Below are 13650 nucleotides of genomic sequence, written 5' to 3'. Positions count from 1 at the left end.
AATCAAGGTCTAGACCAGTAGCAGTGAGGTGCCGGCAAGTCCCGGCAAAATCGGCCCGCCCGAACTCCCCCGGGCCCGCTGCCGTTTCGTTGGCCGCACTCGGTGTTCGATACCCCTTCACGCAAAATGTGATTTGTGACATGGTACATGTCACGCAGCGGTCCGGACGCTCCCCTTCCGGTCCACGGCGGCACCAACTGCCTTGCCACCGTTGGCTCTTCGGCGAGACAGCGAGCAGTACCACGCACGCGCCGGCTCCGCCTCTCTCCCCGAAACGGGGCCGGCGACGAAACCGCTCATGCCGTTGCACCACCCCTCATCGGAGGCGCGCGGGCGCGTGCCCTCTGTTCCGCAAGGAGACGGTCTTTGCGAACCAATCGATCAACCGATCCCGCACGACAGGGAAGACTCCGCCGCGTCGCGGTGGTTGCCGTATCGCTCGCCATGGGCTTCGGGTTGTTCACCCAGCCCGGATCGGCCGCCCCCGCCGATCCCGGCGCGGCGGCGACCCCGATCCCCGTGGCCGCACCGCCCGGCGCGCCCCCCAGCGCCTCGGCCGACCGGTCCCCACACACCCGGGGCACGCCGCTGCCGGTCCCCGACCGGCCGCCGCTGGCCGCGAACGCGTCCGACAACGCCCGGCGCGACTACGACGATCCGGCGTCGGCCGCCCGGCCGGCCCGGCCGTCGATGGCCGCGGCGAACCAGCGTGCCGTCGCGGCGGGTTGCTCGGTCGCCGACTTCGCGAGCCGTACCGGCGCCGCGCTGGTCACGCAGATCAAGGCGTCGACGACGGAGTGCGTGAACACACTGTTCACCGTCTCCGGGACCAACGCCCGCTCGATCTTCCGCGAAGAGCAGATGACCACGGTCGCCTACGCGCTGCGCGACCTCGCCGGCTCCTACCCGGGCAACGCCGGCACGGGCGCGCCGCAGGTGGTGCTCTTCCTGCGGGCGGGCTACTACGTGCAGTGGTACGACCCCACCACGGTGGGCACTTACGGTCCCGCGCTGAAGACCGCGATCCGCTCCGGTCTGGACGCCTTCTTCGCCAACTCGCACTCCTCGGACGTCACCGACGCCAACGGCGAGACGCTGGCCGAGGCGGTCACCCTGATCGACAGCGCCCAGGAGAACGCCCGCTATCTCTACGTGGTCAAGCGGCTGTTGGCGGGCTACAACAGCTCGTACGACGCGTCGTGGTGGATGAAGGCCTCGGTCAACAACGTCTTCACCGTGCTCTTCCGCGGCCACCAGGTACCCGAGTTCGTCACCGCCGTGCAGTCCGACCCGAGCACCGTCGACGCGGTCGACGCCTTCGCGCGGGCACACCGGGACCTGCTCGGCACCGACCGGGCCTATCTGACCGTCAACGCGGGCCGCGAACTGGCCCGCTTCCTCCAGTACGCGAGCCTGCAGTCCCGGGTGCGCCCGATGGTGCGCGCGCACCTGAGCGCCACCTCGATCACCGGGCCGACCGCCGCGATGTGGGTCGCGCTGGCCGAGGGCACCGACTACTACGACAGGGCACAGTGCGCCTATTACGACACCTGCGACCTCCAGGCGCGGCTGATCGCCGCGGTGCTGACCATCGACTACACCTGTAGCCCGAGCATCCACATCCGGGCCCAGGAGATCAGCCAGGCCAACCTGGCCACCGCCTGCACGAGCCTGCGCAACCAGGACTCGTACTTCCACGGTGTGGTCAAGGACAGCGGCGCGGTGGCCAACGACCGCAACACCACGATCGAGGTGGTGGTCTTCCACTCCAGCGCCGACTACCAGACCTACGCCGGCGCCATCTTCGGCATCGACACCAACAACGGCGGCATGTACCTGGAGGGCGACCCGAGCGCGGCCGGCAACCAGCCCCGGTTCATCGCCTACGAGGCCGAGTGGACCCGGCCCGCGTTCGAGATCTGGAACCTCAACCACGAGTACACGCACTACCTCGACGGCCGGTTCGACATGTTCGGCGACTTCGACGCGGGCGTGACCACCCCGACCATCTGGTGGATCGAGGGCTTCGCGGAGTACGTCTCCTACTCCTACCGCAATCTGCCCTACGACGCCGCGATCACCGAGGCGGGCAAGCACACCTACGCGCTGAGTACCGTCTTCGACACCACCTACTCCCACGACACGACCCGCATCTACCGCTGGGGCTACCTCGGCGTGCGCTACATGCTGCAAAAGCACCCGGCGGACATCACCCGCCTGCTCGGCTACTACCGCACCGGCGACTGGGCCGGCGCGCGCACCTTCCTGACCTCCACCATCGGCACCCGCTACGACAGCGACTGGTACACCTGGCTGGCCGCCTGCGCCGCGGGCGAGTGCGGCGGCGGCACGCCCACCAACCGCCCGCCGACGGCCGAGTTCACCAGCGCGGTCAGCGGTACGTCGGTCGCCTTCACCGACACCTCCACCGACTCGGACGGCACCATCGCCTCCCGCGCCTGGGACTTCGGCGACGGCACCACCTCGACCGCGGCCAACCCGACCAAGACGTACGCGGCCGGCACCTACACGGTGAAGCTGACCGTCACCGACAACGGCGGCGCCACCGCGACCGTCAGCCACAACGTCACGGTCACCGGCGGCGGAGGCACCACCGAGTGCACCGACCCCGACACCCGAGTCCTGGGCAAGAACTGCAGCCGCGGCTCGGTCTCGGCCGGCGCGAACGGAACCGCCTGGTTCTACGTCTACATCCCGGCGGGGACCGCGCGCCTGAACATCGTCACCGCCGGCGGCACCGGCAACGCCGACCTCTACTACAACAGTGACAACTGGGCCACGACCACGGCCTACACCGCCAAGTCCACCCGGACGGGCAACGCGGAGACCCTGACCATCACCGCACCGCACGAGGGCTACCACTACATCTCCCTCTACGGAAAGCAGGCGTTCGCCGGCACCACGGTGACGACGAGCTACTGACCGAACCCCGCCCGGCGCGCCCACGACGCGCGCCGGGCGGACCGCGGCGGCGGGGTCCTACCGGGCCTCGCCGCCGTCGCTCGTGGATTCGCGGATCACCAGCTCGGGGCGGAAGACCACCTGGCGGTGGGTGTGGGTGTCGGGGTGTTCGCTCTCTTCGAGGAGGAGTTCGGCGGCGGTGCGGCCGAGGCGGTAGGTGGGCCGGCCCACCGAGGTCAGCGGGACCGCCGAGGCCGCGGCGAACTCGATGTCGTCGTAGCCCACCACCGCGACGTCCCGCGGGATCCGCACGCCGGCGCGCAGCAACTCGCGCATCAGGCCCAGGGCCAGCAGGTCGTTGGCGCAGAAGATCGCCGAGGGCACGGTGCCCGCGTCGAGCAGACGCCGGGCCGCCTCGGCGCCGGATCTCGCGTTCATCGCGGGGACCGTGACGTCGCGGGTGGAGGTACCGAGCCGCAGGCCCGCGTCGCGCAGCGCGGCGCGCATGCCGCGGCGGCGGTCCTCGCACTGGCGGATGGACAGCGGACCGGACACGAACGCGAACGCGCGGTGGCCGGCCGCCACCAGGTGCTCGGCGGCCAACCGGCCGCCCAGCACGTCGTCCACCGCCACCGAGCACAGGTCCGCGCGGTCGCCGCCGCGATCGAGCAGCACCACCGCCAGGCCTCGGGCACGCAGATCGGACACCGGCAGCTCCGCGTCACGCGCGGGGGTGACCAGCACGCCGCGCACCCGCTGTTCCTGGAGCACGCGCAGGTATCGCTCCTGCTTGGTTCCGGAGTCGTCCGAGTTGCACAGGATGACCACCGAACCGGACTCGTTGCAGACGTCCTCGACGCCGCGCGCGACGTCGGTGAAGAACGGGTTGGCCACGTCGAGGACGATCAGGCCGACCGTGTTGACCACGCCCGAACGCAGCGAGCGAGCCGAGTCGTTGCGCACGAAGCCGAGCAGTTCCACCGCCTCGAGCACCCGGTTGCGGGTGGACTCGGCCACCCGCTCGGGGTGGTTGAGCACGTTGGACACCGTACCCACCGACACTCCGGCCCGGTGGGCCACCTCTTTGATGCTCGACGTCGTCATCCGGGATCGATCCGCTTCTCCAGGCCGGTCCGGGGTCGGGCCGGCGGGTCCGACCCCGGCAGCCTATGCGGTGCCGGGGCGGATCCCCGAACCGCGATCGGCAGGGGCGTCAGGCCGGCGATCCGGCGCGCTTCGGCAGGCGATCGGCGGCTCGGGCCCACTCGCCCGCGTCGGGGCGGGGTTCGTGGCGGCGCAGCGGCTGAGTGGTCCGGACCAGTGTGCGCAGATCCGCGAGCGAGCCCGGTACGGCCCCGGCGGTCCGGGCCTGGACGAGCAGGTTGCCCAGCGCCGCGGCCTCGGTCGGGCCGGCCACCACCGGCAGGCCGCACGCGTCGGCGGTCGCCTGGCACAGCAGCGTGTTCAGCGCGCCGCCGCCGACCACGTGCACCACGTCGACGGCGCGCCCGGACAGGCGTTGCGCGTCCCGTACCGCCCGGCGGTAGGCGAGCGCGAGGCTGTCCAGGATGCAGCGCACCGTCTCCCCCGGCGTGGCCGGGACCGGCTCGCCCGCCCGGCGGCAGGCCGCGGCGATGCGCTCGGGCATGTCGCCGGGCGGCAGGAAGACGGGATCGCCCGCGTCGACGACGAAGCGCAGCGGCGGCACCCGCGCCGCGTCGTCGAGCAGCCGGTCCAGCGACTGCGGCCGGCCGAGCCGGTCCCAGTGCCGCATACATTCCTGGAGCAGCCACAGGCCCATCACGTTGCGCAGGTAGCGCACCGTGCCGTCGACGCCCAGTTCGTTGGTGAAGTTCGCCCGGCGGCTCTCCTCGGTGCGCACCGGCGCGTCGAGTTCGACGCCGACCAGGGACCAGGTCCCGCTGGAGATGTAGGCGAAGCGCTCGTCGTGGGCGGGGACGGCGACCACGGCCGAGGCGGTGTCGTGCGAGCCGACGGCGGTGACCCGGACCCCGGCGGGCAGTCCGGTCTCCGCCGTCACGTCGTCGATGAGCATGCCGGCTGCCGCGCCGGGTGCGCGCAGGGGGGCGAACAGGTCCGGGTCGAGGTCGAGTTCGGCCATGATCCCGGTGGACCAGCGCCGGGTGTCCGGGTCGAGGAGTCCGGTGGTGGAGGCGTTGGTCAGCTCGGTGCCGGCCTCGCCGGTGAGCCAGTACGAGATCAGGTCCGGAATCAGCAGCGCCCGCCGGGCCGGCCCGAACTGCGGGGTGTCGGCGGCCGCGACGAGTTGGTGGATGGTGGTGAAGCTCGCGTGTTGGATTCCGGTGACGGTGTACAGCCGAGCGGCGGATACGCGGGCGTGTACCCGTTCGGGGATGCCGGTGGTGCGCTCGTCGCGGTAGTGCACCGGGTTGCCGAGGAGTGTGCCGCTCGCGTCGAGCAGGGCGAAGTCGACCGCCCACGCGTCGATTCCGATGCTCGTCGGGGTGCCCGCGGTACGGCCGGCGGCGCGCAGGCCGTCCAGGACGCCGCCGTACAGGGCCAGGACGTCCCAGTACAGCGTGCCGCCGACGCGCACCGGGCGGTTGACGAACCGGTGCGCCTCGGTGACGCTCAACATCTCGGGGCCCACCCGCCCGGCCAGCACCCGGCCGCTGGAGGCGCCGAGATCGACGGCGGCGAAGACGTCCGGGGAACTCCCCCGTCGGTTGCGTGTGTTCATCGCAGGAACGCCGCGGCGACGCCCGCGTCGACGGGGATGTGCAGGCCCGTGGTGTGCGCCAGGTCGCCGGCGGTCAGCGCGAACACCGCGTTGGCCACGTGCTCGGGCAACACCTCCCGCTTGAGCAGGGTGCGTTGCGCGTAGTACTCGCCCAACTTCTCCTCCTCGACCCCGTACACGGCGGCCCGCTGCGCGCCCCATCCGGCCGCGAAGATGCCGGATCCGCGCACCACGCCGTCGGGGTTGACGCCGTTGACCCGGATCCCGTGCGGGCCGAGTTCGGCCGCCAACAGCCGGACCTGGTGGGCCTGATCGGCCTTGGTGGCGCCGTAGGCGATGTTGTTCGGGCCGGCGAAGACGCCGTTCTTGGAGACGATGTAGACGATGTCGCCGCCCAGGCCCTGCTCGATCATGGTCCGGGCCGCCTCGCGCGCGACCAGGAACGAGCCGCGAGCCATCACGTCGTGCTGCACGTCCCAGTCCTGTGCCGTGGTTTCCAACAGCGGCTTGGAGATGGACAGTCCGGCGTTGTTGACCACCAGGTCCACGCCGCCGAACGCCAGCGCGGCGGCGGCGAACGCGGCCGTCACGCCCGCCTCGGAGGTGACGTCCACGGTCACCGGCACGGCCCGGTCCGCGCCGCCGAGGGAGGCGGCCACCGCCGTCGCGCTCGCCGCGTCCCGGTCCGCGACCACCACGCACGCGCCCTCCGCGACCAGGCGTTCCGCGATGGCCCGCCCGATGCCCGAACCGGCGCCGGTGACCAGGGCCACCCGGGCGGCCAGCGGGCGCGGCCGGGGCAGGCGGGCCAACTTGGCCTCTTCGAGGGCCCAGTACTCGATCCGGAACTTCTCCCGCTCGTCGATCGGCGCGTAGGTGGAGACGGTCTCGGCGCCGCGCATCACGTTGATCGCGTTGAGGTAGAACTCGCCCGCCACCCGGGCGGTGCGCTTGTCCGCGCCGAACGAGAACATGCCCACGCCGGGCACCAGGACGATCGCCGGGTCGGCGCCGCGCATGGCCGGCGAGTCGGATTCGGCGTGGCGCGCGTAGTAGGCGGCGTAGTCGGCCCGATAGTCGGCGTGCAGTTCGCGCAAACGGGCCGCGACCGCGTCGAGCGGCGCGTCGGCCGGCAGGTCCAGGACCAGCGGGCGGACCTTGGTGCGCAGGAAGTGGTCCGGGCACGAGGTGCCGAGTGCGGCGAGGCGGGGGTGCTCGCGGCGGGACAGGAACTCCAACACCGGTGCCGCGTCGGTGAAATGCCCGACCCGGGCGCCGTCGGTCGAGGCCAGGCCGCGCAGCAGTGGGGCCAACGCGGCGGCTCTGGCCCGGCGTTCGGGTTCGGGCAGCGGTTCGGCGATCGGCTCCCCGAACGGGTGGCGGGCGGGGTCGAATCGGGCCGCGATGAACTCCTCGGCGGTGCGGATGATGTGCAGCGAATTGCGCTCGCACTCGGCGCTGGTGCGCCCCCACGCGGTGATCCCGTGCCCGCCGAGGACGCACCCGATCGCCTGCGGGTTCGCCGCCCGGATCGCCGCGATGTCCAGGCCGAGCCGAAAGCCGGGACGGCGCCACGGCACCCAGGGCACGGTGTCGCCGAAGCACTCGGCGGTCAGCTTCTCGCCGTCGGCGGAGGTGGCGAGCGCGATGCCCGAGTCGGGGTGCAGGTGGTCCACGTGCGCGGCGTCGAGCAGGCCGTGCATCGCGGTGTCGATGGACGGCGCGGCGCCGCCCCGGCCGTGCCCGCAGAAGTCGAACGCGGCGACCATCTCGTCCTCGCGGTCGTCTCCCGGGTACACCCCCGCCAAGGCGCGCAGCCGATCCAGGCGCAACACCGCGAGCCCGTCCTCGGTGAGTGTGCCCAGGTCGCCGCCGGAGCCCTTGACCCAGAGCAGGTCCACCGGGGCGCCGGTGACCGGATCGGTGCCGACGCCCTTGGCTGAGGTGTTGCCCCCGGCGTAGTTGGTGTTGCGCGGATCCGCGCCGAGCGCGTGCGAGCGACGGAGCAGGTGCTCGACCTCGGGTGGGGTGCCGGACATCGGCGGGTCTCCTCGTGCCTGGGGGGGGTCGGGGGCGGGGCCTGACAGGGTCGAGACAGAGCGGGGGTGACGGCGGGGTGGGCGGGGACTGGCTGGACCGGACTGCCGAGCGGGCGGGTCGGCGGGCTCCGAGGGGGTCAGGCGCCCCAGCCGGCCTGTGTGCCGCCGACGCGCTCGGCACGGATGCGCTCCGCGTAGCCGGAGGCGTGGTAGGCGGCCACCGGGTCGGGCGCGAGGCCCTGCTCCTCGCGCAACTCCCGGAGCAGCGGCCGGACATCGGTGGCGTAGGCGTCCATCAGCACCGCGTTGGCGGCCAGTACGTCGCCCGCCTGCTGGGCGGCGGCCAACTCCTCGGCGTCCACGAGCAGTGCCTTGGCGGTGGCTTCCTGGACGTTGGCGACCGAGCGGATCTGGGCGGGGATCTTCGGCTCGATGTTGTGGCACTGGTCGAGCATGAAGTTCACCCCCGCCGCCGGGTCGAGGCCGCCGCCGCGCACCACTTCGTGCATGATCCGGAAGAGCTGGAACGGGTCGGCGGCGCCCACCATCAGGTCGTCGTCGGCGTAGAAGCGCGAGTTGAAGTCGAACGCGCCGAGCCGGCCCCGACTCAGCAGGAACGCGACGATGAACTCGATGTTGGTGCCGGGCGCGTGGTGCCCGGTGTCCACGCAGACCACGGCCTGGGGCCCGAGTTCGAGGCAGTGCGCGTAGGCGGTGCCCCAGTCCGGGACGTCGGTCATGTAGAAGGCGGGTTCGAAGAGCTTGTATTCGAGCAGGATGCGCTGGTCGGCGGAGAGGCGCGCGTACACCTCGGCCAGCGCCTCGGCGAGGTACGCCTGCCGGGTGGCGATGTCGCCCTGGCCCGGGTAGTTGGTACCGTCGGCGAACCAGAGCTTGAGGTCGCGCGATCCGGTGGCGTCCAGCACGTCCACACAGGCGAGCAGGTGGTGCACGGCCTTGCGGCGCACGCGGGCGTCGGGGTTGGTCACGCTGCCCAGGCGGTAGGCGTCGTCCTGGAACACGTTGGCGTTGATCGCGCCGATCCGCACCCCGTAGTCGCGGGCGTGGGCGGCCAGGTGCGCGTAGTCGTCGACCCGGTCCCAGGGGATGTGCAGGGACACGAGCGGCGCCACTCCGGTGAGGGCGTGCACCCGGGCCGCGTCCGCGATCTTCTCGTACGGATCGCGCGGGACGCCCTCCTGGGCGAACACCTTGAAGCGCGTACCGGAATTGCCGTAGGCCCACGAGGGCGTCTCGATCCGCTGGGCGCGCAGGGCTGCCCGCACCGCCTCGATGTCCTGCATGGGGCTCCCGACAGTCAAAAATGAAACGTTTCAATCGCTGGAAGCGAACGTACGTCCACCACCGATAGCACGTCAAGCCATCCTGGGCGTGGTCCGCGACGACCCTCGTTCTCCGACGCGCCGGCACACGGCGCGCCGCCGCCCGTTCGTGTCCACGAGCGGGCGGCGGCGGGGGTTGGTGCCGCTGGGGTCACACGCGCGCGTGGGTGGTGATGTCCTCCTCGAAGAGTTCGACCATGCTCGCGGTCACCGTGGGGCGGGACTGGGCGAGTGCGTCCAGGTAGTCGCGGGTCTGCGCGCCCGGGCCGTCCGCGCCGACGGTGTCGTCGCCGTCGAACAGGTCGCGCTCGAACGACGCCTGGGCGGCGATCCGCGCCGCGTGCCCGATGTCGGCCGGGGTGAGCAGGTCACTCGCCGCCACCAGTGCGTCCAGGTCCACATCCGGTCGGGCCGAGGCGTGGTGGGCCCACATCGCCCGGCGGGCGTCCGCGTCCGGAGTGCCCACCGGGATGATGTAGTCGAACCGGCCGGGCCGCAGGAACGCCGGGTCGAGCGAGCGCACCGAGTTGGTCGCGCAGACCAGGAGCCGATCACCGTGTTCGCGAAACGCCGGGATCAGCTTGAGCAGTTCGTTGGTCACCGCGTGTCCGGCGCCGGGTCGGGCGTGCCGGATCGGCGCGATCTCCTCGACCTCGTCGATGAACACCACGATCCGCTCCAGTCGGGCCAGCCGCCCGAACGCCTCGCGCAGCGCCGCGGCGAGGTTGCCGCCGTCGGCCAGGCGTGAGGGCAGCAGTTCCACGAACGGCCAGCCGAGCCGGGAGGCGATGGCCCGGGCGAACGTGGTCTTGCCGGTCCCCGGCGGCCCGAACAGCGCGATGGCGCGCGGCGGTTCGACCCCGTGTCGCAGCGCCCGCCCCGGATCGGCGAGCGGGAGCACCACACGCCGCTCGATCAGGTTCTTCTCCACCTCCATGCCGGCCACCTTCGACCACAGATCGCCCGGCAACATGCGCCCGCCGAGCCGGTCCAGGGTCTCCGCGGCGTGGTCGTCGACGGGCTCGACCTTCTCGAAGTAGGCCACCGCGGGCCGTCGTTCGTAACCGGCGTTGCGCAGGCCCAACTCGCGCGAGTCCTCCTCCGGCAGCACGTACGCGATCCGCCGCACCCGCTCCTCGACCAGTCGGCGCTCCAGGGCGAGCAGCAGCGTGCTGGTCAAGCCCAGGCCGCGCGCGCCGGGCGAGATGGCGATCCGCATCACCCAGGCCCGTCCCTCGGACACCGTGGCCAGCGCCGCGCCGACCACCGCGCCGTCGCGCCGGGCGACCACCGCCGGCTGACGTGAGGCCAGCGCGTGGATGCACTCCGACAACGAGAACACCGACTCCTGGCCGAGCCCGGTCGTGGTGTCGATCAGGTGCACCACCGCCGCGAGGTCCTCCTCGCGATAGTCCTGTACCAGCCAGACCATGAATCGCTCCATCCGTGGATCCGGGACCTCGACGAGTGCCACACACTAGGCAGCGCCGGCCCGGGGCGAATGTGTCGTTGTGTACAAGTGCGTGCCCCGACTTGGTCACCTCGTGAATGGACATCGAAGCCGCGACCGGGCAGCCGTGAGCGCAGGTCATCGCCGTCCGGGGGGTCCGTGGGGGCAGAATGGGCTTCGACCTCGTCCGCGCCGTCCGGCCCGTCGGGCCGCCCGACCCCTTCGGAGAACCCATGACCGTCTCGTCCGCGTCCGGCCCCGCCCAGGCGTCCGGTGTCTTCCCGATCGGCGGCGACCTGCCGGTGCATCGGCTCGGATTCGGAGCCATGCAGCTCACCGGGACCGGTGTCTGGGGCGAGCCGAAGGACCGTCCGGAGGCGATCCGGGTGTTGCGACGCGCCGTCGAACTGGGGGTCAACCTCATCGACACCGCCGACTCCTACGGCCCGTTCGTCAGCGAACAACTGATCCGCGAGGCCCTGCACCCGTACGCCGACGACGTGGTGATCGCCACCAAGGGCGGCTTCGCCCGCACCGGCCCGGGCGAGTGGCACGAGTTGGGCCGCCCCGAATACCTGCGCCAGCAGACCGAACTGAGCCTGCGTCACCTGGGCCTGGAGCGGATCGACCTCTACCAGCTGCACCGGATCGACCCGCAGGTCCCGCTCGCGGACCAACTGGGCGAGCTGGCCCGGCTGCGCGAGGAGGGCAAGATCCGGCACATCGGCCTGTCCGAGGTCACCGTCGAGCAGCTGCGCGAGGCACGCGAGATCGTCGAGATCGTCTCCGTGCAGAACCTGTACAACCTGGTCAACCGCAAGGCCGAGGCCGTACTCGACTACGCCACGGCGGAGGGCATCGCCTTCATCCCGTGGTTCCCCATCGCCACCGGGCAACTCGCGCGGCCGGGCGGCCCGTTGGACACCCTCGCGAAGGAACGGGGCGCGGCCCCCGCACAACTGGCGCTGGCCTGGCTGCTGCGTCGCTCGCCGGTGATGCTCCCGATCCCCGGCACCTCCAGCGTGGCCCACCTGGAGGAGAACACCGAGGCGGCCCGGATCCGGCTCACCGACGACGACTTCGAGACGCTGTCCGCCATCGGCCTGTGACGGTTCGCCATCGGCCTGTGACGCACGACGCCCGCCCCGCCCCCGAATCGGGGCGGGGGCGGGACGGGCGGTTCGCGGCGTGGGAACCCGATCGCCACGCCGTTCGGTGGAGGGCATCCCGACCGAGGACGGCGGCCGGGATACCCGTTCATGGGACTACTGCTGGACGATGGTCACGTAGGCGGCCGCCCAGGTGCTCGGCTCACCGCCCTGGAAGGCCAGTTTTTGCGTGCCCCCGTTCAGCGCGCCGAACACCGAGGTCGGAATCCGCCACACGAACTGGTCGTTGGTGCTGGAGACCAGCGGCGACGGCGTCAGCGACACGGTCTGCCACATCCCGGTCCAGTCCGCGCCGTTCTTGATGGCCCTGTACAGGAAACCGTTCTCGAGCATGAAATCGGCCCCGACACCCGGCCACACCGGGCCCGTGACATAGCCGGTGTTCGGGTTGTTGTCCGCGTCGATGAAGACCCGGTGCGTGGAGAACGGCAGTTGGTAGGTCGCCTTGTACTCGGCCTGGACGGCGGTCAGGGTCGCCGAGACGTTCACGATCGGCCCGCCCACCGGCGGCGGCGGAGTCAGCGAGACCTGCGCGGTGTGCGCCGACACCCGACCGGTGGCATCGCGGGCGACCACGTCGAACGTGTGGGTGGTACCGGGGTCATGTCACCGAGCCGCGCCGAGGTCTGGCTCGCCGGCACCGTCGCCATCCGGGCGTTGTCCTGGTAGATGTCGTACGCCTCGACGGCGGCCGAACCCGGCGTCGACGCGGTCCAGGACAGCTGCACCGAGGTGGGGCCGGCGGTGGCACCGGTGAAGGACCCGGGCACGCCCGGCGCGTTGGCGCCCGGTGCCGAGGTGGTGACGTTGCGCGCCGGGCTCGCGGCCGACAACACCCCCGCGTCGTTGCGGGCGCGAACCGTGAACGCGTACGCCGTGGACGGGTTCAGGTCCGTCGCGGTGAACTGCGAGGTGCCGGTGGTGCGGTGCGGCACCGAACCGATCCGGACGCCGTCGCGGTAGACGTCGTAGCCGGCCACCGTGCTCGGGCCCGCGTTCGGCCAGCTCAGCTGTACCGACGTGGCCGAGGTGGTGCCGGCCGTGGGCTGCGCCGGCGTCGCCGGAGCGGTGGTCGGGGCGACCTTGGCCGCGGCCAGTTCGCTCGACCAGTAGGAGGAGCCCGGAAGGCTGTCCCACGGGTTGGGGTCGAGCTGGTCCGGGGTGACATAGACCGTGCCGGCGTTCTTCTGCTTGCTCTGCGCCACCGCCGACGGCATCTGCGCCTCGGTGGTCTCGTAGATCAGGTGCCAGAACTTGGCCGGGTCGGCGTCGAGTTCCCACTGCGGCGGGGTGAACGCCTGGTAGTCGGCGTAGCTGCCCTCGAAGGTGACCTGGATGTCGGCCGCGTTCTCGTAGCACTGCGGGATGTCGATGCCGGGGTTGTCCACCACCAGCGCGCCCGGGTGGTTGCGCTTGGTGTACGCGGTCAGCGCCCGATACTCGTCGGCGTACGCGTTCGTCCCGTTGGGGCCGCAGCTGTTCTGGCCCTGGTCGAAGAAGATGCCGTCGATCTCGGGACCGTAGAGGCGGTACCACTTGTCCACGTCGTGCTGGATCTGGATCCGCCACGCCGCGATGCTCGTGTCGCCGAGCCGGGTGGTCTTCGGGGCGCCGATCGTGTTGGTGCCGAAGTAGCCGGTGTCCACGTAGGCGATCACCTTGCCGCCCGCCTGGCGCACCTGTCGGATCGCGGTCTTGAACGTCTCGTTGGGCGCGTTCTCCTCGAAGTTCGGCCCGTTGGCGATGTTGACGACGGTCAGCCCCGGGGTGCCGGGGCCACTGGCGAGGGTGGCCCAGGCCGTCCCGCCGGACGGGACGCCCGGGTGGAAGTAGGCCGGTACACCGACCTGTTGGTTGATGCCCGGGCCGGGGTCGGCGTGGGCGGCCGGCGCGGTCGCGATCAGCGACCCGCCGAGCAGTGCGGCGGCGGCGGTTCCCGCCGCGGCAGTGCGCGCTCTCCACGAGCGGGCACGAGAATCCGTGCGCATGCGTACTCCTTCTGGAA

The 13650-nt window shown here is 71.7% G+C and carries 9 protein-coding genes; 2 read left to right on the top strand and 7 right to left on the bottom strand.

What is annotated here, in order from left to right:
* Positions 1-444 precede the first annotated feature (444 nt).
* On the top strand, positions 445-2943 hold the full coding sequence (locus B4N89_RS34010) for a collagenase (protein WP_078980318.1): 2499 nt from the start codon (positions 445-447) through the stop codon (positions 2941-2943).
* A 57-nt stretch (positions 2944-3000) separates the two neighbouring features.
* Here the strand turns inward: B4N89_RS34010 and B4N89_RS34005 are convergent, their stop codons facing one another.
* The 5 genes from B4N89_RS34005 to B4N89_RS33985 form a co-directional block, all read right to left on the bottom strand.
* Positions 3001-4026 (bottom strand): LacI family DNA-binding transcriptional regulator, encoded by a 1026-nt coding sequence (locus tag B4N89_RS34005; protein WP_078980317.1) that lies wholly within the window; start codon positions 4024-4026, stop codon positions 3001-3003.
* A gap of 109 nt (positions 4027-4135) precedes the next feature.
* Positions 4136-5644 (bottom strand): rhamnulokinase, encoded by a 1509-nt coding sequence (locus B4N89_RS34000; RefSeq protein ID WP_078980316.1) that lies wholly within the window; start codon positions 5642-5644, stop codon positions 4136-4138.
* Positions 5641-7683: a bifunctional rhamnulose-1-phosphate aldolase/short-chain dehydrogenase gene (locus B4N89_RS33995; RefSeq protein ID WP_078980315.1), complete on the bottom strand. Its 2043-nt coding sequence runs from the start codon at positions 7681-7683 to the stop codon at positions 5641-5643. The genes B4N89_RS34000 and B4N89_RS33995 overlap by 4 nt, the downstream gene beginning before the upstream one ends.
* Positions 7684-7820: 137 nt before the next feature.
* Entirely contained in the window at positions 7821-8987 is a 1167-nt protein-coding gene (gene rhaI, locus B4N89_RS33990; protein WP_078980314.1) for an L-rhamnose isomerase, read from the bottom strand.
* Positions 8988-9177: 190 nt separating this feature from the next.
* Entirely contained in the window at positions 9178-10458 is a 1281-nt protein-coding gene (locus B4N89_RS33985; protein ID WP_078980714.1) for an ATP-binding protein, read from the bottom strand.
* A 251-nt stretch (positions 10459-10709) separates the two neighbouring features.
* Here B4N89_RS33985 and B4N89_RS33980 point away from each other — a divergent pair, with 251 nt between their 5' ends.
* The gene (locus tag B4N89_RS33980) at positions 10710-11585 is read left to right on the top strand and encodes an aldo/keto reductase (RefSeq protein ID WP_078980713.1); all 876 of its coding nucleotides are present in this window, start codon (positions 10710-10712) and stop codon (positions 11583-11585) included.
* Between the two features lie 156 nt (positions 11586-11741).
* Here B4N89_RS33980 and B4N89_RS33975 read toward each other — a convergent pair whose 3' ends face one another.
* Complete coding sequence (locus B4N89_RS33975) at positions 11742-12194, bottom strand: hypothetical protein (protein WP_143658177.1); 453 nt, start codon at positions 12192-12194, stop codon at positions 11742-11744.
* Complete coding sequence (locus B4N89_RS33970) at positions 12164-13633, bottom strand: spherulation-specific family 4 protein (RefSeq protein WP_078980312.1); 1470 nt, start codon at positions 13631-13633, stop codon at positions 12164-12166. The genes B4N89_RS33975 and B4N89_RS33970 overlap by 31 nt, the downstream gene beginning before the upstream one ends.
* Between the last annotated feature and the right edge of the window lie 17 nt (positions 13634-13650).

Source organism: Embleya scabrispora (assembly GCF_002024165.1).
Classification (GTDB): Bacteria; Actinomycetota; Actinomycetes; order Streptomycetales; family Streptomycetaceae; genus Embleya; species Embleya scabrispora_A.
Note: the sequence above shows the minus strand (reverse complement) of the source record. Positions and strands in the feature narration are given on the sequence as shown.